At 69.2% G+C, this 24785-nt stretch carries 18 protein-coding genes and 1 riboswitch; of the genes, 13 read left to right on the plus strand and 5 right to left on the minus strand.

Translation table 11 applies throughout. The features are described 5' to 3' along the window. Positions 1–63 precede the first annotated feature (63 nt). The 6 genes from ACWC2T_RS07560 (at position 64) to ACWC2T_RS07585 (ending at position 8324) form a co-directional block, all read left to right on the plus strand. The gene (locus tag ACWC2T_RS07560; protein ID WP_450669473.1) at positions 64–1389 is read left to right on the plus strand and encodes an ATP-binding protein; all 1326 of its coding nucleotides are present in this window, start codon (positions 64–66) and stop codon (positions 1387–1389) included. Further along, positions 1386–2129 carry a LuxR C-terminal-related transcriptional regulator gene (locus ACWC2T_RS07565; protein WP_450669474.1) on the plus strand — a complete coding sequence of 248 codons (744 nt, stop codon included), beginning with the start codon at positions 1386–1388 and terminating at the stop codon, positions 2127–2129. The genes ACWC2T_RS07560 and ACWC2T_RS07565 overlap by 4 nt, the downstream gene beginning before the upstream one ends. 62 nt (positions 2130–2191) lie before the next feature. Further along, the gene (locus ACWC2T_RS07570; RefSeq protein ID WP_450669475.1) at positions 2192–3451 is read left to right on the plus strand and encodes an AAA family ATPase; all 1260 of its coding nucleotides are present in this window, start codon (positions 2192–2194) and stop codon (positions 3449–3451) included. Continuing rightward, positions 3451–4164, plus strand: a complete 714-nt coding sequence (locus ACWC2T_RS07575; protein WP_450669476.1) for an RloB family protein — start codon at positions 3451–3453, stop codon at positions 4162–4164. The genes ACWC2T_RS07570 and ACWC2T_RS07575 overlap by 1 nt, the downstream gene beginning before the upstream one ends. 160 nt (positions 4165–4324) lie before the next feature. Continuing rightward, a complete protein-coding gene (locus tag ACWC2T_RS07580; RefSeq protein ID WP_450669477.1) occupies positions 4325–7084 on the plus strand; it encodes an N-6 DNA methylase in 2760 nt (919 codons plus the stop codon). Further along, entirely contained in the window at positions 7074–8324 is a 1251-nt protein-coding gene (locus tag ACWC2T_RS07585) for a restriction endonuclease subunit S (RefSeq protein WP_450669478.1), read from the plus strand. The genes ACWC2T_RS07580 and ACWC2T_RS07585 overlap by 11 nt, the downstream gene beginning before the upstream one ends. Here ACWC2T_RS07585 and ACWC2T_RS07590 read toward each other — a convergent pair. Beyond that, a complete protein-coding gene (locus ACWC2T_RS07590) occupies positions 8308–8745 on the minus strand; it encodes an ATP-binding protein (protein WP_450669479.1) in 438 nt (145 codons plus the stop codon). The two genes, ACWC2T_RS07585 and ACWC2T_RS07590, sit on opposite strands and share 17 nt — an antisense overlap. Before the next feature lie 131 nt (positions 8746–8876). Between ACWC2T_RS07590 and ACWC2T_RS07595 the strand changes: the two genes are divergently transcribed. The 5 genes from ACWC2T_RS07595 (at position 8877) to ACWC2T_RS07615 (ending at position 15786) form a co-directional block, all read left to right on the plus strand. After that, a complete protein-coding gene (locus ACWC2T_RS07595; protein ID WP_450669480.1) occupies positions 8877–9695 on the plus strand; it encodes a helix-turn-helix domain-containing protein in 819 nt (272 codons plus the stop codon). Next, positions 9692–9940, plus strand: a complete 249-nt coding sequence (locus ACWC2T_RS07600; protein ID WP_450669481.1) for a DUF397 domain-containing protein — start codon at positions 9692–9694, stop codon at positions 9938–9940. Before ACWC2T_RS07595 ends, ACWC2T_RS07600 begins: the two co-directional genes overlap by 4 nt. 218 nt (positions 9941–10158) lie before the next feature. Then, positions 10159–11205, plus strand: coding sequence for a MarR family transcriptional regulator (locus ACWC2T_RS07605; protein ID WP_450669482.1), 1047 nt, complete (start codon positions 10159–10161; stop codon positions 11203–11205). 115 nt (positions 11206–11320) lie between these two features. Then, positions 11321–14986, plus strand: a complete 3666-nt coding sequence (locus tag ACWC2T_RS07610) for a type I restriction endonuclease subunit R (RefSeq protein ID WP_450669483.1) — start codon at positions 11321–11323, stop codon at positions 14984–14986. Between the two features lie 5 nt (positions 14987–14991). After that, on the plus strand, positions 14992–15786 hold the full coding sequence (locus ACWC2T_RS07615; RefSeq protein ID WP_450669484.1) for a M48 family metallopeptidase: 795 nt from the start codon (positions 14992–14994) through the stop codon (positions 15784–15786). Between the two features lie 27 nt (positions 15787–15813). Here the strand turns inward: ACWC2T_RS07615 and ACWC2T_RS07620 are convergent, their stop codons facing one another. Then, complete coding sequence (locus ACWC2T_RS07620; RefSeq protein WP_450669598.1) at positions 15814–16878, minus strand: NlpC/P60 family protein; 1065 nt, start codon at positions 16876–16878, stop codon at positions 15814–15816. Positions 16879–17307: 429 nt separating this feature from the next. On the opposite strand from ACWC2T_RS07620, the gene ACWC2T_RS07625 reads away from it, so the two are divergent. Continuing rightward, the gene (locus ACWC2T_RS07625) at positions 17308–17661 is read left to right on the plus strand and encodes a hypothetical protein (protein ID WP_450669485.1); all 354 of its coding nucleotides are present in this window, start codon (positions 17308–17310) and stop codon (positions 17659–17661) included. A 369-nt stretch (positions 17662–18030) separates the two neighbouring features. On the opposite strand, the gene ACWC2T_RS07630 is transcribed toward ACWC2T_RS07625, so the two are convergent. Beyond that, positions 18031–19206: an NlpC/P60 family protein gene (locus ACWC2T_RS07630; RefSeq protein WP_450669486.1), complete on the minus strand. Its 1176-nt coding sequence runs from the start codon at positions 19204–19206 to the stop codon at positions 18031–18033. A gap of 7 nt (positions 19207–19213) precedes the next feature. After that, a riboswitch (cyclic di-AMP (ydaO/yuaA leader) is annotated at positions 19214–19383 on the minus strand. A gap of 211 nt (positions 19384–19594) precedes the next feature. On the opposite strand from ACWC2T_RS07630, the gene pcrA reads away from it, so the two are divergent. Continuing rightward, positions 19595–22087 (plus strand): DNA helicase PcrA, encoded by a 2493-nt coding sequence (pcrA, locus tag ACWC2T_RS07635; RefSeq protein WP_450669487.1) that lies wholly within the window; start codon positions 19595–19597, stop codon positions 22085–22087. A gap of 42 nt (positions 22088–22129) precedes the next feature. Here the strand turns inward: pcrA and ACWC2T_RS07640 are convergent, their stop codons facing one another. Both ACWC2T_RS07640 and ACWC2T_RS07645 read right to left on the minus strand, forming a co-directional pair. Beyond that, the gene (locus ACWC2T_RS07640) at positions 22130–23641 is read right to left on the minus strand and encodes a M23 family metallopeptidase (RefSeq protein ID WP_450669488.1); all 1512 of its coding nucleotides are present in this window, start codon (positions 23639–23641) and stop codon (positions 22130–22132) included. Between the two features lie 244 nt (positions 23642–23885). Continuing rightward, the gene (locus ACWC2T_RS07645) at positions 23886–24737 is read right to left on the minus strand and encodes an esterase/lipase family protein (protein ID WP_450669489.1); all 852 of its coding nucleotides are present in this window, start codon (positions 24735–24737) and stop codon (positions 23886–23888) included. Positions 24738–24785 lie beyond the last annotated feature (48 nt).

Consider the following 24785-nt stretch of genomic DNA (forward strand, 5'->3'; position numbering starts at 1 on the left):
CCTGCCCGGTGCTCCCCGACCCGGCCCCGAGGAAGATCAGGGGCGTCTCGGGGGCCGACCCTGATGCCTGGCCCCGCCGGGCATGTGACCATCGTTGGCATGCCGGAAGCCGCAAGCCTGCCAGTCGACGACCCGCGGCCGCCGCGCAAGCTCTACCGCAGCAGCGACGGACGCTGGCTCGGCGGAGTGGCGCGGGGCCTCGCCGGGCATCTCGGGCTGCCCGTCATCTGGGTCCGGCTCGCGTTCGTCGGCCTGTTCATGGCCAACGGCCTCGGCGCGCTGCTGTACGCGGCGTTCTGGTTCTTCGTCCCGCTCGGCGTCGGTGGCGTGGGAGACCACAAGCCACCACTGGTGGCCACGGAGACCGGGCCGGGCGGCCGCCGCAGACTCGTGACCCGCAAGCCGGACCGCGGGCAGATCGTCGCCCTGCTCCTCATGGTCATCGTGTCCATGGTCTTCGTGGGCAGCGTCAATCCGACCAGCGCGGCCAAGGCGTACCTGCTGCCCGCCGTCCTCGTCGCGGCCGGTGTCGCGCTCGTCTGGCGCCAGGCGGACAACGCCCGCCGGGCCCGCTGGGTCGAGGTCGGCCGCCGGCGGCGCACCCTCACCCTGCTGCGCGCGGCCGGCGGTGTCCTGCTCGTCACGGCCGGTGTGTCCGCCATCTTCGTGCTGCAGGGCTCGGCCGCTCATCTCGGCGCGGTCCTGCAGGCGGCCCTCGCCGTCCTCGTCGGCATCACGCTTCTCGCCGGCCCGTATCTGGTCCGCATGACCCAGGACCTGTCCGAGGAACGCCTGATGCGCATCCGCGCCCAGGAGCGTGCCGAGGTCGCCGCGCACGTCCATGACTCCGTGCTGCACACCCTCACCCTGATCCAGCGCAACGCCGACAACGCGGGCGAGGTGCGCCGCCTCGCCCGCGCCCAGGAGCGCGACCTGCGCACCTGGCTGTACAAGCCGGAGGGCACCGGCAGGGACGAGGCGGACGAGCCGGACACGGTCGCCGAGGCGGTCCGGCGCAACGCCGCCGAGGTGGAGGACAAGCACGGGGTGCCCATCGAGGTCGTCGTCGTCGGCGACTGCCCGCTGGACGAGAGAACCGGCGCGCAGATGCAGGCCGCGCGTGAGGCAATGGTGAACGCCGCCAAGTACGGTGGCGAGGGCGGCGCCGTACAGGTCTATGCCGAAGTCGAGGGGGGGACGGTGTTCGTGTCCGTGCGCGACCGCGGGCCCGGCATCGACCTCGACTCGATACCCGCCGACCGCATGGGCGTCAGAGAATCGATCATCGGCCGCATGGAGCGCAACGGCGGCACGGCCCGGCTGCGGTCCGTGCCGGGCGGCGGCACGGAGGTCGAGCTGGAGATGGAGAGGGCGGAGAAGACGTCATGAGCGACGCGACCGAGGCGAACGGCACGGCGGGCACCCCCGAGGGGGCCGCGTCCGGGACCGCCGGCGGCGGCGCGGGCGGACGGCACGTACGGGTGGTGCTCGTGGACGACCACCGGATGTTCCGCACCGGCGTCCAGGCAGAGATCGGGCAGACCGCCCAGACCGGCGTGGAGGTGGTCGGCGAGGCCGCGGACGTCGACCAGGCGGTCACCGTCATCACCGCCACCCGGCCCGAGGTGGTCCTCCTCGATGTCCACCTGCCGGGCGGCGGCGGCGTCGAAGTGCTGCGCCGGTGCGCGCCGTTGATGGCGGACACCGAGCGGCCCGTCCGCTTTCTCGCGCTGTCCGTGTCGGACGCGGCGGAGGACGTGATCGGCGTGATCCGCGGCGGCGCCCGCGGCTATGTCACCAAGACCATCACCGGCACCGACCTGGTCGATTCCATCTTCCGGGTCCAGGAGGGCGACGCCGTCTTCTCCCCGCGACTGGCCGGGTTCGTCCTGGACGCCTTCGCCTCCACCGACGCCCCGCCCGTGGACGAGGACCTGGACCGCCTCACTCAGCGCGAGCGCGAGGTGCTCCGCCTGATCGCCCGTGGCTACGCCTACAAGGAGATCGCCAAGCAGCTGTTCATCTCGGTGAAGACGGTCGAGTCCCATGTCTCGGCGGTCCTGCGCAAGCTCCAGCTGTCCAACCGCCACGAGCTGACCCGCTGGGCGACGGCCCGCCGACTGGTCTGACCGTCTGCTAGGCGCGCCGACGATCACACCGTTACGCTGTGCCCGACGGGAGGAGGGCTCGCATGCTGCTGCGTTTCCGCACAGCGAATGTACGGTCACTGCGCGATGAGCAGGAGCTGTCCTTCGTCGTTCCGCCCCGTGAGGAATCCGACGCAGGGCGCGTGGTCCCGCTCTCAGACGGCAAGCAGCTGGAGATCTATCCGGTTCTCGGGGTCTTCGGCGCCAACGCGTCCGGTAAGTCCAACGTCATCACTGCCTTGAAGAAGATGAGAAGCGCGGTCCTGGACTCCTACGGGCTGTGGACCTCCTACACCGGTGTCCCCGACCGCGAGCCTTTCGCCCTCGACGCCGAGTCGCCGGGCGAGAGCACTTTCTACGAGGCGGACTTCGTCCTGGACGACGGGGTGCGTTGGACCTACGGGTTCGAGCTGGGGGACCGGCGAGTCGAGTCGGAGTGGCTCCACGCCTACCCCAAAGGCCGCCGACAGGTCTGGCTGGACAGGGATGCCACCAGGGACAACCCCTACGACTTTCCCGGCGACCGTGTTCATGATCGCGCCCGTCTGGCGCGCTCCACGCGCGCGAACGCCCTGCTCCTCAGCCGCGCCGCGAGCGACAACCATCCTCAACTGTCGCGCATCTACGACTGGTTCCGGTCGAACCTGTGGGACATCACCCCCGAGACCGAGCTGCGGGATCGGGAGAACTACACCGCCCAGCAACTTCTCGACGAGCGGAACGGAGAACGCGTCCGGGAGCTGCTGAGAGTGGCCGACCTCGGCATTCAGGGAGCCGAGGTCGAACGCCAGCCGGGGGGCAGGCCTCCCACTGTCAGACTCCTGCACGGAAGCGACCGAGACACCGCCGTGGCTCTCGACTGGGCGAAGGAATCCTTCGGCACCCGTTCTTGGTTCGCTCTGATCGGTCCGCTTCTGCTGGCCCTGGACAGCGGAGCGGTGTTGCTGATCGACGAGCTCGACGCGAGCCTGCACCCGAAGTTCGCGTCAGAGGTGGTCAGCCTGTTCCAGGCGCCCTGGTCCAACAAGAAGAACGCCCAGCTGCTGTTCACCTCCCACGATGCCTCTCTCCTGAAGAGCCCGAGAGGCGGCAGGCTGCTCGAGCCAGGCCAGATCTGGCTGACGGAGAAGGACAAGCGCGGAGCCACCGAGCTGTACCCGCTGAGCGACTTCGACCCCAAACCCGAAGAAGATCTCGAGGACTCGTACCTGGCCGGCGCCTATGGTGCCGTACCGAATGTCGACCAGGGCCAGATCGGGCGCAAGGTGCTCGCGGCGCTGGCAGGGGAGGCAGAGCGTTCCTGATGGCGAGGGACAAGGGGCGGGACAATCCGGCACGCGTCAAGCGACAGCGGAAGCTGCGTCGCGAGGTGTACGTCTTCACAGAGGGCGAGGTCACAGAACCCGGCTTCATCACCTTCGTGACGGAGAACGGCACTCGCAAGGAACCCGAGCACGAGATCGTCTGCAAGGTCGAGAACCGCCGGGCGCCGACCAAGCGCCGCAAACCGCTCCCCCTGGTGGAGGACGCCGTAACCAAGTGGCACGAGGTCCGGCGAGCCGCCAAGAAGGCGGGGATCGAGCCCGACGACTGGAACTGGCCACAGGTGTGGTGCCTCTTCGACCGTGACGAGCACGAGGACATCCCCACGGCGTTCGCCAGGGCCAGGAGGGAAGAGCTGCACGTCGCCTACTCCCACCCGTGCTTCGAGCTGTGGCGGCTGCTGCACTACCAGAACTACACGAGCACCTTCGGCGGAGTGTGCGACAGCGCGGCGAACCGGCTGAAGCAGCAGCCGGGATTTGCGCAGACCTACGGGCCCACGATCCGCTCCGTCTCCGAGGAGCAGGCCAAGCAGGTCATGCCCGGCCAACTGAGCGGCCGGTACAAGACGGCGCAGCGCTATGCGGAGGGCCTCGCCCGCCGTCACGCGGGCCGCGCAGACCAGAATGGCTGGGACCCCTACACCGATGTGTGGAGGTTCGTCGAGGAGGGCCTGGACGTCTCCGACTACTGACTGATCGGTCGAGGGCACCCGTGGTCTCGGGCCACTTTCGGTCACCGCGCGCGCACGGTGAAAGAGGCCCACGGGAAGACCGTAGGCTTCCCTCTGCAGCCTCGCGTCGCCATGCCGGGTTGCCAGCGGAAGCCGACCAGTCACCAGGGGAGTGCCGTACGTGGCCAAGCTCACGCTCGCGCAGTTGGAACGCCATCTCTTCGCGGCGGCCGACATCCTGCGCGGCACGATGGACGCCGCCGAGTACCGCGACTTCATCTTCGTGCTGCTGTTCCTCAAGCGGGTCAACGACGAGTTCGAGGCAGCTCGCGAGGCGATCATCAAGGAGCGCCTCGCGGAGGGTGACACCCAGGAGGAGGCGGAGGACGAGGCCGAGTCGTACCAGTGGTACGACGCGCACGGCGCGATCTTCGTCCCACCGGCCGCCCGCTGGGACCACCTGGCGGGCGCGGTCGACAACGTGGCCAGCGAGTATCTCCAGCCCGCCCTGGACGCCCTCGAACGCCAGCCGGGCAACAGCGAGCTGCGAGGCCTGTTCGCACACGTCAACTTCAACCGCATCGGAGGCGGCGGCAGCGCCCGCAAGTCGGCCGCCGAACTGGCCGACAAGCGCCTCGCCGCCCTCATCGACCACTTCGGTGGCATCCGGCTGCGCGGGGAGGACTTCGAGTTCCCGGACATGATCGGTGCCGCGTACGAGTACCTGATCAAGGACTTCGCGGACTCGGCGGGCAGCAAGGGCGGTGAGTTCTACACCCCGCGTGCAGTGGTCCGCATGATGGTGGAGCTGGCCCGTCCGCACGGCGACATGCGGGTGTACGACCCGTGCGTGGGCTCGGGCGGCATGCTCATCCACGCCATGGAGTACGTGGACGAGCACGGCGGCGACTCCCGCAACATGGGCCTCGCCGGCCAGGACGCCAACAGCGGCTCCTGGGTGATGGCCACGATGAACATGCTCTTCCATGGGGCGAAGAAGTTCTCCCTGCGCACGGGCGACACCCTCACCAACCCCCTGCACCCCGAGGGCGGCTTCGACCTGGTCCTCAGCAACCCGCCCTTCTCGATGGACTACAAGAAGGACGAGGTCCCGCGCCTGAAGGAGCGCATGCCGCACGGCGAGACGTCCGAGCGCGGCAAGGCGGACCTGATGTTCCTCCAGCACATGCTGGACATGGTCAAGCAGCGGTCGGGCGCGGTCTTCACGGTCATGCCGCACGGTGTGCTCTTCCGGGGCGGCGAGGAACAGAGGATCCGCGCGAAGCTCCTCATGGAGCACGACCTGATCGAGGCCGTCATCGGCCTGGCACCCAACCTGTTCTACGGCACCGGCATCCCTGCCTGCGTGCTGGTCCTGCGTCCGCCGAGCCGACGCCGCCCCGACCGCCGGGGCAAGGTCCTCTTCATCAATGCGGACCGGGAGTACCACGCCGAGCGCGCGCAGAACATCCTGCTCCCCGAGCACATCGAGAAGATCGTCTCCACGTTCCACTCCTGGCAGGACGACGAGGTCTTCGAGGACGTCCCCGGCTTCGCCCGCGCTGTGACGGCGGACGAGCTGGCGGACAACGACTTCAACTTCAACATCCGCCGCTACGTCGACAACACCCCGCCGCCGGAACCGCAGAATGTGCGGGCGCACCTGGTGGGTGGGGTGCCGGTGGCAGAGATCCAGGCGAAGAAGTCCCTTCTGGACGCCTACGACATCAAGGTGTCGGATCTGTTCGCCGTACGGGCCGACGACCCGGCCTACGTCGACTTCCCCGCACCGGAGCGCCGTCCGGACGCGGCTCGTCTTGCGGAGCTGGCGAGCGGTCGGGAGCAGAGGCTGTGGGACTCCTACGACGAGTGGTGGGCCGCGGAGGCGGAGCAGATCGCGGCGCTTGAGCCGGTGGCCGGCGACGACCGTACCGAGCAGGAGCGCAAGGCCCAGCTGGCGCGGCTGCGGAAGGACCTGATCGGCAGCTTCGGGGAGCGTCTGCTGAGTGTCGGCCTCCTCGACCGATACGCGCTCGCGGGCGCGGTGGCCGGCTGGTGGCACGAGGCGAAGAACGAACTGAAGGCGTTGTCGGTGAACGGCTTCGCCGGAGTGGTCGACGGCTGGGTCGAGACGGTCGAGACGATGCTGGCCCCCGAGCCCGACCCGCGCACTGGCGGTCGACGCGAGCGTACGGCGGCGGAGCGGCGGCAGGCCTACGACCACAAGGTGGTCGCCGCTATCGCGCCGAAGTTCCTGGCAGACCTGGCGGCGGCGGAGAAGACCCACGCCGACCTGGACGCGAAGGTGAAGGCGGCGCAGGAGGCGGAGGCCGCGTTGGCCGAGGCGCAGCAGGCGGCGCTGGACGGCGACTCGGATTCCGACTCCGCGTCTGGTTCTGTCGACCCGGCCTTGGCGGAAGCGGTTCTGAGCAAGACCGAGATGCGTGACCTGGTGAAGCGGCGCGCGGAGGCGAAGAGGCTGGTCGAGGACCTGGAGGACGGGCTCTGGCCGGTTGCGGCGATTCGCCGGAGGCGGGAGGCGGAGCGGGAGAAGGCCGCAAAGAAGAAGACGGCGCCTGGCAGGGGGAAGCGGGCGGTTCCGGCGGAGGACGGGACTGGGCAGGGGGCGCTGCTTGAACTGCCGGTCACCGCTGAGGCCGAGGCTCAGGCCGTCTTCCAGCCGTCGGAAGCAGGACTGACCAAGGCCCGCCGAGAGCTGGCCGAGCGGGGCGGCGAACGGGACGTGGTCCTCGACATTCTGCGGGCCGACCTTTCGGCGAAGCTCGGCGGGCATGTGGTTCGGCGTCGGCGGGAGCTGGCGGAGGTCTATCGGGTGTGGGAGCAGAAGTACGGGGTTTCGCTGAGGGAGATCGAGGGGCGGCGGGAAGCGGCTGCGGAGGCGCTGGAGGGGTTTTTGAGGGAGCTTGGGTATGTGGGCTGAAGAATGGGAAGTTGCCCCGCTGGGCTCTCGCTTGCTGCGGATCGAGACCGGACGCAGTCCCAGCCTGACGGATACCCCTGCCGCACCTGGACATTGGGGTGTGCTCAAAGTGAGCGCCATCAACTCCGCTGGCTATCGGCCTATGGAGAACAAGGCGGTTGACGATCCTACGCTGATCAATGAGCGGTTCGAGGTTCGCCCGGGTGACCTCTTGTTCTCGCGGGCCAACACGCCAGAGCTCGTCGGTGCTGCCTGCATCGCGACGGCAAGTCAAGAGAGACTGATGCTGTCGGACAAGACGCTTCGCCTTGTTGTTGACAAGAATCTCGCAGAGCCTGAATTCGTCCGACTGAGTCTGTCCAGCCCTGCGGTGCGCAAGCAAATTGCCATCTCCGCGTCGGGGAGTAGCCTCAGCATGCAGAACATCTCTCAAGCAGCGGTCGAGGCGCTTAAGATCCAATGGCCGAGCTTGGAGGAGCAGCGCCGCATCGTCGAAGTGCTTGAGGCGCTGGGCGAGCAGGAGCGGGCGATCGAGGCGGCGATTGCAAAGCTAAGAACTGTGCGTCGCAGCATGCTTGTCGAATCGATCGGGCGGCAGGTAAAAGTCGACCCTCGTGCGGGTTCGAGTGGCAGCTTCGCCGTGCGCGATGCAGGGGAAGTCCGTATGGGGAAGCAGCTCTCTCCCGGTAGTCGCCAGTTCGGCAAGCAGTCGCCCTATCTCCGAGTAGCCAACGTCCTAGACGGCTGGATTGACTATGCAGATGTCAAGACCATGGGGTTCTCAGAAATCGAACGGGAAATCTACCGTCTACTTCCTGGTGACGTTCTCCTCAATGAGGGTCAGAGCCTGGACCTCGTTGGTAGGAGTGCGATCTTCCGTGGCTACTCAGAGGATGTCTACTTCCAGAATACCTTGGTGCGCTTCCGCCCAGGTGAGGGATTGAGCTCTGACTATGTGCAAGCGGTCTTTTCCTACTGGTTGACGACCGGGGTTTTCGCAGGGATTGCGAAGCAGACCACGAGCATCGCCCACCTGGGTGGGGAGCGCTTTGCAAGTCTCCCCTTTCCCATGGCTACCGCAGAGGAGCAGGAGAGAATCGCGCGCATGCTCAACGCCTGGGATGAAAGGATTGCAGGAGAAAAGTCTACTCTGGAAAAGCTCCGCGTCCTTAAAGCTGGGCTGGTGGACGACTTGCTATCGGGCAGAGCCGACCGCGTTGGGGTTACGGCCGAGCTTTGACGGCGAGCTCGAACCACACCTCCTTGCCGATGCCGCAGTCTCTCCGCTCCGCGCCCCAGTCGTCCGCCAGCGCCGCAACCAGTGCGAGCCCCCGGCCCGACTCGTCCTCCAGAGATGCCGTGCCCGGAGTCGGGAGCGTGTCGTTCGCGTCGGTCACCGTCACGCGGACTCGGTCGTCCACGAGCGCGCAGCGGGCCCAGATCTCGCGGCCGGCCGGGGCCTTCGCGTGGCGGTACGCGTTGGTCATCAGCTCGTTCAGGAGCAGTTCCGCCGTGTCGGCCACGTCCTGCGGCAAGTCCCAGGACGCGGCCTGTTCGCGGAACAGCTCGCGTGCCCTCCCCACGCTTCGGGCGTGACGCGGCAGGCGCCACTCGATGTCCTTCGGGGCCGTCGTGGGCAGCGGGGGCCACGGGGTCTGCATGCGCTGTTCATCCCTTGCGTGGAAGATCTGACGATTAGCCAGATCACGGTCGCGGTTCGCGCGTAGCCTCACGAGTAACGGCGCAGGTACAGCAGGTGGTTGTACCCGGTGTGGACCCGGCGGAGGTGTGCGTGTCGACCGAGGTGAACTCCCAGCCGCCCATCGCCTGGCGGTACTGCGGCAGCCAGATCAAGATGTGGCGTACGGAAGCAGGGATCGGTCGGGAGGCGCTGGCCAAGGAGGCCGGTTACGACTACGAGTACGTCAAGTCGATGGAGAACGGGCGTCGTCGGCCGACGCTGCGGTTACTGCAAGTCGCGGATCAGGTGTGCGGGGCGGGTGGGAAGCTCGTCGCGGCTCAGGAGTACCTGAAGCCGGAGCCGTTCCCGGCGCGGTCGCAGGAGTTCATGGCCATCGAGGCCGAGGCCATCAGCTTCACCTGCTACGAGCCGTTGCTCATTCCGGGCTTGTTACAGACTGAGGAGTACGCGCGGGCGCTGATCGGGGGTAGCTGTCCTCCCTTGGACGACGAGACCGTTGCCGAGCGTGTTGCTGCGAGGCTGCGCCGTCAAGAAGCGCTGGCACGACGGATCGGCGTGCTGTACAGCTTCCTGATCTATGAAGCTGCGTTGCGGACGGGCATCGGCGGCAAGGACGTCATGAGGGCGCAGCTAATGCATCTTCTGAAGGTCGGCCAGATGCGGAACGTGTCAGTACAAGTGCTGCCCGTCGGCCGGTGCAACGGCGTTGCTCTCGCTGGACCAATCGTTCTTCTGGAATCACCGGAACATGACGCTTTCGCCTACGTTGAGGGCCCAGAGGTGAGCGTGCTGCACGCCAGTCCGGACAAGGTGAGTGCACTGAACCAAAGGCATGCCATGATCCGCATGCACGCCCTCAGTATTGAGGAGTCGGCCGAGTTCATCAGAGGGGTGGCGGAGGAGCCGTGAGCGACAGCCTGGTGTGGTTCAAGTCCAGCTACAGCGATGACCAAGGCGGCAACTGCCTCGAAGTCGCCCTTGACTGGCGCAAGTCAAGCTACAGCAGCGACTACACCGGCAACTGCGTCGAAGTCGCCCCCTGCCCCCACACCATCCACGTCCGGGACTCGAAGCTCGGCCCCCAGAGCCCCCGTTTCGCCGTCGCCGGGGCCGCCTGGACCGCGTTCGTCGCCTACGCCCGTACCGGCGCTTGAGCTTCGAGCCTCAAGGCCCAAGAGCCGAGCGCCGTTTGTGAGGAATGGGTGGTTGGTTTGACCCCACCACCCGCCCTCCCGGCCAGCCCACGTGACTTTTCGTGACCGGCTTGCAACACGCCGTCGTCACCCTCTAGCGTTCGCGACAAGAAACAACCCCGGTCGGGTGCTACCAACACCCGCCGGGGTCTCACCTCAAGATCGAACGGACCGATCTCGTGGCTTGCGAAAACTCTAACGCCGCCCTGCCCGCCCCCGCACACCCCACGGCGAACCCCGGCTACGGAAAGCGCACCGTCCCGGCCGAGCCCGGCGCCGCCTCCCGCGGCCCCGCCGACTTCTCGCATCTCCCCGCCCGCGAGGCCTACATCGCTGAGTTCATCGACCGGCTGCCCGACGGCGCCGCCATGGACATCAAGAGCCTCGCCAAGGTCCTGCCCCTGTACGGCCAGCAGGCGGTCGGCAGTGCCCTCAACGCCCTGTCCCGCGCCGGTCACCTGCATCGCGTCCGTGGGCTCGCCGCCACCGGCGAGAGTGGCACGCGCTGGGTCTTCCGGACGTACTGGTCCCGCACCGCGCGGGACGAGGCCTGGTGGGCCGCCTTCCTGGGAGCCGGTGAGGCCCCGGGCGGCTCAACCGTCGCGCCCGTCAACCCGACGCCCGACCACACCACCCCATTCACCGACGCCCCAGCCGCCCCCACACCAGCCGCGCCCCCGTCGGCCGCGCCCGCGCCCACCGAGCCCCACGCCGCCACCGCCTACCGCCTCCTCGCACGACTCGGCAGCCACGAACCCCGGCTCGCCCTGTCCGCCGCCGACTGCGAGGCGTTGGCCAGCCTCGTCATCCCCTGGCTGGAGCGCGGCGCGAGCACCGCTTCTCTCGTTCAGGCCCTCACCGCCGGTCTGCCCGACACCGTCCACGCCCCGCGTGGGTTCGTCGCCCGGCGGCTGCGGGACAAGCTGCCGCCCCAGGCCCCGCCCACCTCCGCACCGGTGGCATCCGAGGAGGCCGTTTCAAACCGGCCCCGCCGTCTCGTGCCGGAGTGCACCGAGTGCGGCGTCCCAGGACGTCCCGCTGCCTTCGTCGGTGGTCTGTGCCGGGGCTGTCGTACCTCCGAACACAGCACTCTCAAGGCAGAACCTCAGGCCTATTCACCACTGCACCGGGAGAGCGCGGTCACTCTCGCCCGGAAGGCTCTCGCCGACCGTGACCGTCGACAATCAGCCAAATCCGGTGCCATCACGGCAGGACAGCTGTCGTAGCTGCGCAGACTCGTGTCACCCACGCCCCACCCATCGCAGAATGAGGAAACGGTCAGCGGGTTGACGGTCGTTGGCCGAGCGGCAGCGTGGGGGCACAGGGAGGGGCGCGGAGTTCATGACGTGGGGCACGGCCGAGCGGGACGAGACGGAACTGCCGATCATCGACCAGTTGAAGGCGATGGGGTGGCGGCACGCCCACGGTCCCGACCTCGGTGAGCCGGACCCCGACGGGGACGAGCGGGCCTACAGCGATCTGCTCCTGCTGAAGCGGCTGCGCTCCGCCGTCCGGCGTGTCAACCGGCTGCCCGGCGGCAACGGCTCCTGGATGACGGACGCGGACGCCGACGCCGCCATCGACGACCTGCGCCGCACCGCCCGCAACGTCGCCACCACCTCGCTCGTCGCGGTCAACGGCGAAGTGACCAGCCGCCTGATCAAGGGGACGCCGGTCACCGGCGACGAGGAGCACCACCACGGCGCGACCGTGCACGCTCAGTTCATCGACTGGGACCTGGAGGGCCTGGATGACTCCGAGATCCTGAAGAGGAACGATTTCCTCGTCGTCGACCAGCTGCGCGTGCGGACCTTCGACGGGGCGGAGATCGTCCTCGACCTGGTGCTGTTCGTGAACGGCGTCCCCCTCGCCGTCATCGAGTGCAAGGGCCCGGATGTCAAGGACGCCATCGGCGAGGCCATCCGCGACCTGCGCGGATACGCGGGCGTGCCGCTCGACGACGACAGCGGACGCGACCGCCGTGACCCGCGCTCCCAGGTGCCCGAGTTCTTTGCCCCTGTTCAGCTGCTCATCGCCGCCGCCGGTGAGCACGCGGCGCTCGGCACCATCTCGTCCGACGAGAGCCACTTCGCGGCCTGGCGCAGCGTGACGCCGGACTACACGGACGACAAGGACTTCGCCCGCGCCTTGCAGGAGGCACGGCGGGCCGATGGGACGCGGCTGCTCGAACCGGGCGGGGCGCCCACCGACCTCCATCGTCTCGTCGGCATTGTGCTCAAGCCCCGCAACCTGTTGAACATCGTGCGGCACTACGTCTTCGAGATGCCGGTGAAGTCGAGGCCGGGGGAGCCGCCCGTCACCGTCAAAGCGGTCTGCCGCCACCAGCAGTACCGCGCTGTCGAGAAGATCGTCCGCAAGCTGCGTACCGGGCGGACCATCGACGATCCGGCCGCTGAGCACGACGAGCGTGGCGGTGTCGTCTGGCACACCCAGGGCTCCGGCAAGAGCCTCACGATGGCCTTCCTCGCCCGCAGGCTGCAGACCAGCCGCGATCCGGAGCTCAACCGCTTCACCCTGCTCGTCGTGACCGACCGTACGCAACTGGAACAGCAGCTGGCCGCCGCCGTCCGGGTCAGTGGAAGCGACGTACGGGTCGCCCGCTCCCGCTCCGACGTCGAGGGCATGCTGGAGCGCGCGGGCCGCCACGGAGGGCGTGCCGTCATCTTCACGATGATCCAGAAGTACCTCGGGCGGATCCCCGGCCTCATCGGCACGGGAGAGGGCGAGTCGAGCGACGACCGTGACCCGGTGGCCGAGTTCGAGGCCGTGCAGGAGCGCCTGGCCGAAGGTGTGTCGGCCGAGGAGGCGTCCGATCCCACGCCGGCCGACGCGGCTGTCGAGGAGGTGCGGCGGCGGTTCACCGAGTGCAGTGACTCCCCGTACGTCCTCGTACTCGTCGACGAGGCGCACCGGTCCCACACCTCCGTGCTGCACGCCTGCCTGCGCGACTCCGTGCCGAAGGCGGCCCGGGTCGGCTTCACGGGTACACCGATCATGAAGGGCCGGCGCGAGGACACCGGACGCATCTTCGGACTGGAGCCGGACGGGAAGTTCCTCGACTCCTACCTCATGGACGAGGCCGAACGGGACAAGGTCGTCGTGCCCGTCCGCTACGAGGGCCGTACGGGCCCGGCCGGGGTGCGCGACAAGGGCGAGCTGAACGGGAAGTTCGAGAACCTGATCGCCCATCTCCAGGGCGGTCAGCAGACGAAAATGCGCAAGCAGCTCAAGCCGACCAGCCGTACTGTCGCCGAGTCGCTCCCCGTGATCCGCGCCAAGGCCAAGGACATGCTGGAGCACTATGTCACCGGGCCGCTGACCGGGGGATTCAAGGCGCAGGTCGCGGCGGTGAGCCGCAGCGCGGCCGTGCTGTACCGGCACATGCTCAACGACGCCCGGGCCGAACTCTTGGCAAAGGTACGGGACTTTGATCCCGAGTCGCTGCGGCACAAGGACATCGCCGACTACACCTGGGACGAGTTGGTGCTGCTGCGGGCCTGGCACTACCAGGAGATCCTGCGCCGGATCGAGTTCGTGCCCGTCATCTCCGCCGGGAGCGAGAAGAAGCGCGGGCAATGGCGGGAGTGGACCGATCCGGTCGCGCAGCAGGAGCACGTCGAGCGCTTCCTGGAGCCGTTCCCGCAGCTTCCGCCGGACAACCCGTGGGTGACGCAGCACATCCCCGAGGACGACCCCGTACCGGCGGGCGGCATCGGCCGCAACCCTTGGAGCGGGATGGCCGCCCCGCAGGTGGAAGAGCCCAGGCCTGTCGCGTTCCTCATTGTGAAGTCCATGCTGCTCACCGGGTTCGACGCGCCCATCGAGCAGGCGCTGTACCTCGACCGTCCGATCCAGGACGCGGAACTGCTCCAGGCCATCGCCCGAGTGAACCGCCCTCGCCGGGCCAAGTACGAGGGCCGTGTCGTGGACTACTACGGTGTGCTGAGCGACCTGGCGGTCACCCTGCCCGCCTACAAGGGCGATGGACCCACGCTTCAGACCGTCCGCAGCCTCGACAGGGCCGAGGTGCCGGAGATGCAGAAGGCCGCGGACGAGTTGCGGGACTTCCTTGCGGACCTGGGCATCACCGGCCTCGACACCCCCGGCGGCATCGCCCAAGGCATGCTCACGCTCGGCGACGAGAGCGCGCGGTCGGAGTTCGACACCCTGATGAGCCGCTTCACCTCGGCGCTGGAGCGTGTCCTCCCGCACGAGGCGGCGCTGAAGCTGGTCCCCGAGGCCCGGAACTGGACGCTGTTGCAGAAGCGCGTACGGCGGCACTACCGGGACGCGGAGGGCGGGACCTTCTCCGTGCGGGCGTACGGACGCAAGGTCCGTGCCATGGTGGCCGATCACCTGGAGCTGCCCGAGATCGAGCAGGTCATCGCGCCTGTCTCCATCCTGGCCCCGGACTTCGACGAGGTGGTGGCGCGCATTCCGGACGTGCGGGAGTCGGCGGCGGAGCAGGTGCAGGCGCTGCGTTACCACTTGGAGGAGAGGCGGCGGTCGGAGGACCGACCGGTGCTGCGGACGCTCTCCGAGGAGTTGGAGGCGATCCTGGAGGAGTTCGCGGGACGCTGGGACGAGATCAAGGTGCGCATCGGCCCCCTGATCGACCGGGCCCGGAAGGCTGAGCAGGTTGATCCCGAGGTTGCCGACCTGACACCGGCCGAGCAGCAGCTCTACACGAAGCTCTCTGACAAGATGACCGAGGATCCGGCCTTCGACCTGCCCGATCCCGCCCTGCTCAAGAGCGTGACGGTCGAACTCGCCGCGATCATCGAACGCCACGTGTCGAGTGCCGCCTGGTCGGACAGCGAGGCGAGCATGGACTCGCTGCAGAGTGAGCTGTGGCGTGGACTGCGCCGCGCGGGCATCAAGCCGAGGGAGCGCGCCAGGGAACCCCTGGAGAACCTGTCGCAAGCACTGACCGGGCACGCCCAGCGGCACGCGGCGGCGTTCCGGGCGGCGGCTCGGGGACAATAGGCCGCGTGCCGACGACTGCCGACCCGCGAGACCCCTGCCGACCCGCCCTGGAAGACGGCCAGGTGATCGTCGTGGCGGGCAGGGAGTTCCGCGTGGTCGTCAGCGAACGCCGCCGGCGCCTCGGTCTCACAGTGGAGCGGGACGGCTCCCTCGTCCTCCGCGCGCCGCAGGGCTGTGACGCTGAGCGGGCGGAGACCTTCCTGAGGGAGGGGGAGACATGGCTGGCCGACAAGCTGCGACGGCGTGAGGAGCATCCGCCGGCACACCCCGAGCGTGGGTTTCGGGACGGCGAGACGTTCGCCTATCTCGGTCGCGCCTACCGGCTCCAGCTCAGCGACGAAGAACGGGCCGCCGTCCGACTCGTCGCTGGGCGGCTGGTGATCGGCAAGGGGATCGCGCGGGATCCGGTCGCTGCTCGGCGCGCCCTCATCGGCTGGTACCGGCGTAACGGACAGCGCTGGGCACAAGGAAGGCTTCAGCCATGGGCCGCACGCATGGAGGTCCGGGAGCCGGACGTCGTCGTACGTGATGTCGGCGGCCGGTGGGGGACCTACCGCCCTGGCGATGGCACTCGCGGAACCATGGCGCTGCACTGGGCGCTCTTCCAGTTGCCCGTGCACCTGGTTGACTACGTCATCGCCCATGAACTCGCCCACATCAGAATTCCAGGACACGGAGCGGACTACTGGTCGCTGCTCCGACAAGCCATCCCCGACTGTGAGGAACGCAAGGGGGAGCTGGATGACCTCGGGCGTCGGCTGTGGCTCGGAGACATCCGGCCCAGACATGCTGGGCCATGAGGCCGCAGCAGTTTACGGGCGAGCCCCTTACGCCACCCGGGTCGCCCCCGCGAACGGCATCAGGTCGAGGGGGGCCAGCCGGACCGGTGCCGAGGGGTTCGGGGCGTGGATGATCTGTCCGCCTCCCACGTAGATGCCGACGTGGCTGATCCCGGAGTAGAAGAACACCAGGTCACCGGGCTGAAGTTCGGAGCGGGAAACGCGTCGGCCTGCGTTGATCTGGGCGTAGGTGGTGCGGGGCAGGGAGATGCCGGCGGAGCGGTAGGCGGCCTGGACCAGTCCCGAGCAGTCGAACGCGTCCGGCCCGGCCGCGCCCCACACATAGGGGCTGCCGAGCTTGGCGTAGGCGTAGGCAAGGGCCGCCTCGGCGCGCGCGTTCGGGGCGTCGGCCGATCCGGCCTGCTCCAGTGCGTCCCGGGGGCCCGAGGCCGAGCGGGAGGCACGACCGGGCGCGCTGCCGTCACCGGTCACCTCGGCCCGCTGCTGCGGAGTGAGCTGCGCCAGCAGGTGCCGGGCCGCGTCCAGCTGGGCGGTGACGGCCTTCTTCTGCCGTCGCAGCTCGGCCTGCCGGGACCGCAGCGACTGCAGCTCGATGCGCGCCGCACCCCGCAACTGCTCGATCTCCCGCAGCTGTCCGCGCACCTGGGACACGGCGGCGGCCTGCCGGTCACCGGCCCGCTCCACGAACGCGGCGTCGTCCAGGTACCGGTCCGGGTCGCCGGACAGCGCCAGCTGCCAGGTCGGTGCGAAGCCGCCCTCGCGGTACTGCGCCGCCGCGAACGAACCCAGTGCGCCCCGGGCGGTGTTGAGCCGCTGCTGCTTGCGGGCGGTCTCGTCCCGCAGCGCGTTCAGCCGCCGCTGCGTCGCGTCCGCCTGCTCCTTGACGCCGTCGTACGTCTCGGTCGCGGCCTCGGCCTCCTGGTACAGCTTGTCCACCTTGGCCTTCACCTGCGCCGGCGTCAGCTGTGGCTCGGCGTGTCCCGTCCCGTCGAACCCCGTCGCGGTGGCGGCGCCCGCCAGGGCGAGGGTGGCGGCCGTGCGGGCCGTATGGCCGCCCATGGAACGTTGCCGGGGCTTGCGGTGCGCTGCCACCTGGACCGTCACGTCCTTCCGTACGACTCGCACGACCGAGAGGTCCGTGCGTCCGGCGGCGGCCCGCACAGGGGAAGCGGGCCACCGCCGGACCCTTCTCGGCGGTGGTGGCCGACGGCCGCCCCTGGCCCGGGCGGCGGTGGGGAGTCGGTCACCTGGGGGAGGACGCTAGGCCCGACTGTGACGACTGCGTAACGCAGTGTACGGAACTGGCCTCGACGGACCGGAATGTGACCGCAAGTGAGCGCAGGGCCGTTCCGGAGTCGTCGGCTTCACGCAGCGTGGTGACCGAAGCCCGGAAAGCGGGACGGACGCGAGGCGCCGGGTGCTATGGGGCGCATATATGCAAGATCGTCCGCGCTCTCACCGGCCGCTGTGCCCGGGGCCGGTGACAGGGGGCCGCTGGGCCTCTGGTTAGGCTCCGGGCCCATGGACGTACTCATCCATCTCTTCGTCGGCCTGCACATCATCGGCATCGCCGCGCTGCTCGGCGGTTTCCTCACCCAGATGAAGGCGATGGGCCAGGGCACGGCCCGGTTCGTGCCCGGGATGCTGCACGGCGCACTGACCATGCTGGTCACCGGCGTGGCCCTGGTCGGCCTCAACCAGGCCGACGACCACCACGTCAACACCATCAAGATCGGCGTCAAGCTGGCGCTGCTGGTCGTGATCCTCGGGCTGGTCTACGTGAAGCGTGACGAGGAGAAGATCGACAAGGGCCTGTTCGGCCTCGTCGGAACGCTGACCATGGCGAACATCTTCATCGCCGTTCTGTGGACCTGACGGTCATCCCCATCGGGAACACCGTCGCCCACCGCAGCACGTGGTAGCCGGGCCGGGGCCGCGCCGCCTCGGCGCCGGTCGCCATCACGGCGGCCCCGGCTGCGGGGGGCCGCCCGGCTCACCACGCGCGCGGACTCAAGATGCCGGGCATGCGCCCGATGCCAGGGAGCCGACAGGTCCCTGCCGGGAAGGGCACGCGCGCGTGAAGAGCGAAAACGCCGGTACGCGCGCGTGACGCGGGATGAGCGGGGGAAGCCAGGACCGCGCTCGGGGCGACAGCGGGAGCAAATGCCGCACGCGCGCGTGAGCCGAGTGACGGTCACGCGCGCGTGGACGGAGTAAGAAAGGGCGCCGCCCGGCGGCGGGTGGTCAGCCCGGTCGTACCACGCTGTGGATGATCGACTCGCCGCCGTAGTAGATCGACTCCTCGCGGACGTACGCGCCCGGCTTCGGGGCATGGATCATCATGCCGTTGCCTATGTAGACGCCGACGTGGCTGATGTCGTCGTAGAAGAAGATCAGATCGCCCGGCCGCGCGTCGGCGAGCGAGACCGTGGTGCCTGCGTTGACCTGGTCGTACGTCGTGCGCGGAAGCGTGACGCCGGCGGCCTTCCAGGCGGCCTGGGTGAGGCCCGAGCAGTCGTAGGAGTCCGGCCCGGTGGCGCCCCACACATACGGCTTTCCGATCTGCGCGCGGGCGAAGGCGATCGCCTTCTCGGCCTTCGTGTCGTACGAGCCGGATGTCGTGGACCCCGTCGAGCCGGACCCCGTCGAGCCGGATCCGGTGCCCGAGGACGAGGACGAGGACGACGAGGACGAGTCGGCCTGCTGCCGGGCCGCCTGTTGCTTCGCCAGCTCGGCCGCCTTGCGCGCCGCCTCCTGCTGCTTCTCCCGCTCGATGGCGGCCAGCCGTGCCTTCTGCTGGGCCGTCAGCTGCGACAGCAGCTCGCGGGCCGAGGCCAGCTTCTGCTGGACGGCGGACTTGGCGCTCTGCAGGTCGTGCTGTGAGTCGGTCAGCGTCTGCAGGCTCTGCGCGGCCTCCCGACGCTTCTTCATGGTCGCGGCCTGCTCGCCGATGTAGTCGTCGACCGCGCTCTTCTCCCGTGAGGTCAGCCGGTTCATCAGCTGGGTCTGGTCGAAGTAGTCCTGGGGGTCGTTCGCCAGCAGGAAGGTGGCCGTGTCGGGAGCGGCGGCACCGGTGCGGTACTGCGCCGCGGCGAAGGAACCCAGCTCCTCGCGGGCCTTGTTGAGGCGTGCCGTGCGCCGGGCGAGGTCGTCGCGCAAGGCGTCGACGCGGCCCCGCTGTCTGACGGACCGCTCCTTGGCCGCGTCGTACTTCTCGGTCGCCGACTCCGCCTGGCGGTAGAGGTCGTCGACCTTCTTCTCGACCTCCTCCAGGCTCGGCTTGGTGCGATCGGTGCTCGGGGCGGCCTCTGCGGTCTGCGAGAGCACGGCCATGGAGGTGAGGGCGGCAGTGGCGAGGGCGGGGGTGCGAAGGCCCGTTCCGATGGTCCCGCCGGGGCGCGGCTTGCGGTGCGACGCCAAGGGAGGCGACTCCTTCCAATGGGCCGCCTACCGGGTTAGCTGTCGGGTTCGGGCGGTGGTTCGGAAGGGTTGCCCTACGGCGGCGTCCCGGGTGGGAGCCGGCCGATTCACCCCAAAGTCGGTGGGTCCCCGGCTCCGGGCGCCCTGCGGACGCGCCGGACTCGGCGGAGGCCGCGCGCGCGGCCTGACGGCAACCTAGCCAACTGGTGTGACTAGTGTGAAGGTTGGTGCGTGATATGTCCGATACATTTTCGTGATCTGAGCCCGGAATCGCGTCTGCGTCATCGGGTGATTCCGCAGCGTAAGGGAGGTTTCCGCGTCGCCCGCGCCGGTCGTGTTTCCGGGACGGCGACCGGTTGTCGGTGGGGCGCCCTAGACTCGTAGAGCGATGAGCAGCCTCTTTGACGACAGCTTCCTGGCGGACCTCCAGCCCCCTCGCGGGCACGAGGAGGAACATCCGCCGCCGCCCGAGGACGATCACGCTCCGGAGCCGCTTCCGGACGATCTGTTCGGCGGGAAGTTCGACGCGCCGCCGGACCGGGACGCCTACTACCGCGACGGCGCCCCGCGCCCCGCGCTCGACGCGGCGGCCCTGCTGGAGGGGCTGAACGACAACCAGCGCGCCGCGGTCGTGCACGCCGGCTCCCCGTTGCTCATCGTCGCCGGCGCCGGCTCGGGCAAGACCCGCGTGCTCACCCACCGCATCGCCCACCTCCTCGCCGAGCGGCACGTGCACCCGGGTCAGATCCTCGCGATCACCTTCACCAACAAGGCCGCGGGCGAGATGAAGGAGCGCGTCGAGCACCTCGTCGGCCCGCGCGCGAACGCGATGTGGGTGATGACCTTCCACAGCGCGTGCGTACGCATCCTGCGCCGCGAGTCGAAGAAGCTCGGCTTCACGTCGTCGTTCTCGATCTACGACGCCGCCGACAGCAAGCGCCTGATGGCGCTGGTCTGCCGGGACCTGGACCTCGACCCCAAGCGCTTCCCGCCGAAGTCGTTCAGCGCGAAGATCAGCAACCTGAAGAACGAGTTGATCGACGAGGAGGACTTCGCCGCCCAGGCCACCGACGGCTTCGAGAAGACCCTCGCCCAGGCCTACGCGCTCTACCAGTCTCGGCTGCGCGAGGCCAACGCGCTCGACTTCGACGACCTGATCATGACGACGGTGAACCTGCTGCGCGCCTTCCCGGACGTGGCCGAGCACTACCGCCGCCGCTTCCGGCACGTCCTCGTCGACGAGTACCAGGACACCAACCACGCCCAGTACGCGCTGGTGAGGGAGCTCGTCGGCACCGGGGAACGCTCCGCCGAGGAGGGCAACACCCCGTCCGGCGAGTACGACCTCCCACCCGCCGAGCTGTGCGTCGTGGGTGACGCGGACCAGTCGATCTACGCCTTCCGGGGCGCGACGATCCGCAACATCCTGCAGTTCGAGGAGGACTACCCGAACGCGACGACGATCCTGCTGGAGCAGAACTACCGCTCCACGCAGACCATCCTGTCCGCCGCCAACGCGGTCATCGAGCGCAACGAGTCCCGCCGCCCGAAGAACCTGTGGACCAACGCCGGCCAGGGCGCACGGATCACCGGGTACGTCGCGGACACCGAGCACGACGAGGCCCAGTTCGTCGCCGACGAGATAGACCGCCTGGTCGACGCGGGCGAGGCCAAGGCGGGTGACGTCGCCGTCTTCTACCGCACCAACGCACAGTCCCGTGTCTTCGAAGAAGTCTTCATCCGCGTCGGCCTGCCCTACAAGGTCGTCGGCGGTGTCCGCTTCTACGAGCGCAAGGAGGTCCGGGACGTCCTGGCCTACCTGCGCGTCCTCGCCAACCCCGAGGACTCGGTGCCGCTGCGCCGCATCCTCAACGTGCCCAAGCGAGGCATCGGCGAGCGCGCGGAGGCGATGATCGACGCCCTCGCCCAGCGCGAGAAGATCAGCTTCCCGCAGGCGCTCAAGCGCGTGGACGAGGCGTACGGCATGGCCGCGCGCTCCACCAACGCCGTCAAGCGGTTCAACACGCTGATGGAGGACCTGCGCACGATCGTCGAGTCCGGCGCCGGCCCGGCGACCGTGCTGGAGGCCATACTCGAACGCACCGGCTATCTGGCCGAGTTGCAGGCCTCCACCGACCCGCAGGACGAGACCCGCATCGAGAACCTCCAGGAACTCGCCGCCGTGGCCCTGGAGTTCGAGCAGGCACGCGGCGAGGGCGAGCCGGTGGGACTGGCCGACTTCCTGGAGCAGGTCGCCCTGGTCGCCGACTCCGACCAGATCCCCGACGAGGACGAGGAAGGCTCCGGCGTCATCACCCTGATGACCCTGCACACCGCCAAGGGCCTGGAGTTCCCGGTCGTCTTCCTGACCGGCATGGAGGACGGCGTCTTCCCGCACATGCGCGCCCTCGGCCAGACCAAGGAACTGGAAGAGGAGCGGCGCCTGGCGTACGTCGGCATCACGCGCGCGCGGGAGCGCCTCTACCTCACGCGGTCGGCGATGCGCAGCGCCTGGGGCCAGCCGTCGTACAACCCGCCCTCCCGCTTCCTGGAGGAGATCCCGCCCACCCATGTGGACTGGAAGCGGACGGGCGCGACGGCACCGGTCTCGTCCGGCCCGGCCTCCGGGATCGCGGCCTCGCTGTCCTCGTCCCGCTCGCGTTCCTCGGCGTCGGGCGCGTCCGGGTTCGCCACCCGGCGCACCGCGGAGAAGCCGGTGGTCGCGCTGGCCGTCGGGGACCGGGTCACGCACGACCAGTTCGGGCTCGGCACGGTCGTCGGTGTGAAGGGCACGGGCGCGAACGCGGAGGCGACGATCGACTTCGGCGACACCAAGCCGAAGCGGCTGCTGCTGCGGTACGCGCCGGTGGAGAAGCTGTAGGTCCAAGGGCCCTCGCCGCTCGGCGAGGGCCCACGCGACGACTCAGGTGGGGTCGAGGCCGTGGCTGCGCAGCCACGGCAGCGGGTCTATGGCAGCCCCGCCTGCGGGCCGTACCTCGAAGTGCAGGTGCGGGCCGGTGGAGTTGCCGGAGTTGCCGGAGTACGCGATCGGGTCGCCGGCCTTGACGACCGTCCCGGAGGCGACGCGGTAGCTGGACAGGTGGCAGTACCAGGTCTGCGTGCCGTCCTTCGCCGTCACGATCATCATGTTGCCGTAGGCGCTGTTCCACTTGGTGGTGACGGTGCCGTCGGTGGCGGCCATCACCGTGGTGCCGTAGGCGACGGGGAAGTCGATGCCCGTGTGCACCGACATCCAGTTCACGCCCGCCTGGCCGAAGTAGGCGCTGAGCCCCTTCTGCGTGACCGGCAGCACGAACTTGGGGCGCAGCCGCTCCTTGAGCGCGGCCGCCGCGGCGGCCTTCTTCTTCTCCAGCTCCTGCTGGTTCTTGAGGTCGAGCCGCTCCTGCGTACGGCTCGCCCGGTCGGCGAAGTCGTGGGCGCCGGCGGACAGGGTGTTGAGCTGGGTGTCCAGCTTGCTGTTGGCGACCGAGGCCTTGACGGTGTGCTCGTCCGGGGCGGAGGCGGTGGTGTCCTGGCCGCCGTCGGTCAGCGCGCCGACCGAGGCGACGGCGATGCCGGCGACGCCCATCACACAGGCCGAGGGCACGGCGACGGTCAGCAGCGCCGAGCGCTTGGCCGGCGTACGACGGCGGGAGCGCGCGGCGCTTCGTGCGCCGACGCGCGTCGCAGGCGCGCTCTCCTCCTGGTCGTCCAGCAGGCCGGGCCCGGTGGGCGATTCGTCCGTGGCGCCCAACTCGTCGTCGCCGGCGTGCTGTTCGCCGAACGCGCTGCCCTCGTACGGCACCTCGTCCTCGTACGGCGTCGGGTCGTACGGCATCTGCGGGAAGGACGCCGTCGCCCGCGGGTCGCCGACCTGGTCGAAGACGGGGGCGGCCTGCTGGACGAACGGTTCGCCGGCCTGCTCGGTCTCCACCGGCAGGGCCTGGCCGGCGGAATTCCACTGCGTCGCGTCGAACGTGCCCGAATCGAAGGTCTGGGTGCCCCACGCCCACTGCTGGGTGGGGTCGGCGATGCCGGACTGGTCGGGCGGCAGCCAGGCGGTCGTGTCCCACTGGCCGCTGATGTCGTTGCCCGTCGCCTGGGCGGGGATCGTCCAGGCGGTGGAGTCGTAGGCGCCGGAGTCGTAGGCGGCGTGGTGCTGGGCCGCGTACGGGTCGTAGTTCAGGGTCTGGCCGGTCTGCCACTGTGTGCTGTCGTACGCGCCGCTGCTCTGCTGGCCTGGCAGGCTGCCGAAGAGCGGGTCCGCGGAGAAGGTGCCGGTGCCGTCCGGAAATCCGGTGGTGCCGTAGCCGCCGTACGTGGTGAAGTCACCGTAGTGGGCTTCATGCGTTCCGTACGGCGCGTAGTGCGCGGCGGAGGCGTCGGAAGCCGGGGCCGGGGTGGTCATGGTCCCCGACGGGTGACGGTCGTTCACCAACTTCTCTTTCGCCTCGACAACAGGGGCTGCCAGAGCAGTGCGGCGACTGTACCCGCCGGTACCTCGGCGCGACAATCTTCAACTGGTTTCGCGCCCGCCGTAAACGGGCAATCGGCGGCGTTTCGGGGGGCGCCGGGCACGAGTTTGGCCGAGAGTTCGATTGCTGTTCGATGTTCGGTGACCGTTCGTCACCTGTGCGTCACTCCGTCGCCGGATACTTCACGCCACCATCACAGCACCGTCACGCCACCGTCAGACCGCCGACGACCCGGTCCTCGGGGTGCGGGGAGTCGAGAGCCTCGCGTATCCCGGCCGCCACGGCGGGGTGCACGGGCAGGGCGAGATGCCCGATGCCGGTCACCCGGACGTTCTGCGCGTCGAGGTCGGGGTGTTCCAGGCGGGCCGTCTCCAGCGGCACCATCACGGAGTCCAGGTCGCTCCAGAAGCTGACGAACCGGGTACGGCAGCCGGGCGCGGGCCGATTGAGCTCCTCGATCACCCCCGAACCGGGCCGCATCTGGCGCACGATCGGGTGGGCGTTGGCCAGAGGTGCCGCGCGGGTCCCCGAATGCGGTGTACCCAGTGTGACAAGGGTGCGCACCCGCAGATCACCGCCCAGGCGCTGCACGTAGTAACGGGCGATGAGCCCGCCGAGGCTGTGCCCCACGATGTCGACCCGGTCGCTGCCGGTGCGCTCGCACAGCTCCTCGACGTGCCGGCCGAGCAGCTCGGCGGCGGTGCGGATGTCGCAGGTCAGCGGGGAGTAGTTGAGCGATGCGACGCGCTGCCTGCCATGCTGGGCGAGGTTGCGGCGCAGCAGCACGAACACCGAGCGGTTGTCGATGAAACCGTGCAGCAGCACCACCGGCGGGCCGGACCGGAGCGGGAGCTGGGTGGTGCCGTCCTGGGCGGGCAGGGCGGGGGTGCGGCGTTCCTGGGTGAGGCCGGTCGGATACAGCAGGAGATGACCGGCCAGGATCGCGGCCTCGAGGGCGGTCGCCTTGAGCAGCGCCACGGAGATTCCGGCGAGTCTGCCGGGCCACAGGCGCCGGCAGAACGGGAGAAAGAGCGGCAGTACTCCGGTGACCTTCATGGGCCGACCTCCTGTCGGCACGCCGGAGGACGGCTCGATCCCCCGTGT

This window comes from Streptomyces sp. NPDC001393 (assembly GCF_053597455.1).

What these genes read in the sequence shown, in the direction of transcription:
- ACWC2T_RS07560 (WP_450669473.1), top strand. Translation starts at nt 64, where the DNA reads ATGCCTGGCCCCGCCGGGCATGTGACCATCGTTGGCATGCCGGAAGCC.
- ACWC2T_RS07565 (WP_450669474.1), top strand. Translation starts at nt 1,386, where the DNA reads ATGAGCGACGCGACCGAGGCGAACGGCACGGCGGGCACCCCCGAGGGG.
- ACWC2T_RS07570 (WP_450669475.1), top strand. Translation starts at nt 2,192, where the DNA reads ATGCTGCTGCGTTTCCGCACAGCGAATGTACGGTCACTGCGCGATGAG.
- ACWC2T_RS07575 (WP_450669476.1), top strand. Translation starts at nt 3,451, where the DNA reads ATGGCGAGGGACAAGGGGCGGGACAATCCGGCACGCGTCAAGCGACAG.
- ACWC2T_RS07585 (WP_450669478.1), top strand. Translation starts at nt 7,074, where the DNA reads ATGTGGGCTGAAGAATGGGAAGTTGCCCCGCTGGGCTCTCGCTTGCTG.
- ACWC2T_RS07590 (WP_450669479.1), bottom strand. Translation starts at nt 8,745, where the DNA reads ATGCAGACCCCGTGGCCCCCGCTGCCCACGACGGCCCCGAAGGACATC.
- ACWC2T_RS07610 (WP_450669483.1), top strand. Translation starts at nt 11,321, where the DNA reads ATGACGTGGGGCACGGCCGAGCGGGACGAGACGGAACTGCCGATCATC.
- ACWC2T_RS07625 (WP_450669485.1), top strand. Translation starts at nt 17,308, where the DNA reads ATGGACGTACTCATCCATCTCTTCGTCGGCCTGCACATCATCGGCATC.
- pcrA (WP_450669487.1), top strand. Translation starts at nt 19,595, where the DNA reads ATGAGCAGCCTCTTTGACGACAGCTTCCTGGCGGACCTCCAGCCCCCT.
- ACWC2T_RS07645 (WP_450669489.1), bottom strand. Translation starts at nt 24,737, where the DNA reads ATGAAGGTCACCGGAGTACTGCCGCTCTTTCTCCCGTTCTGCCGGCGC.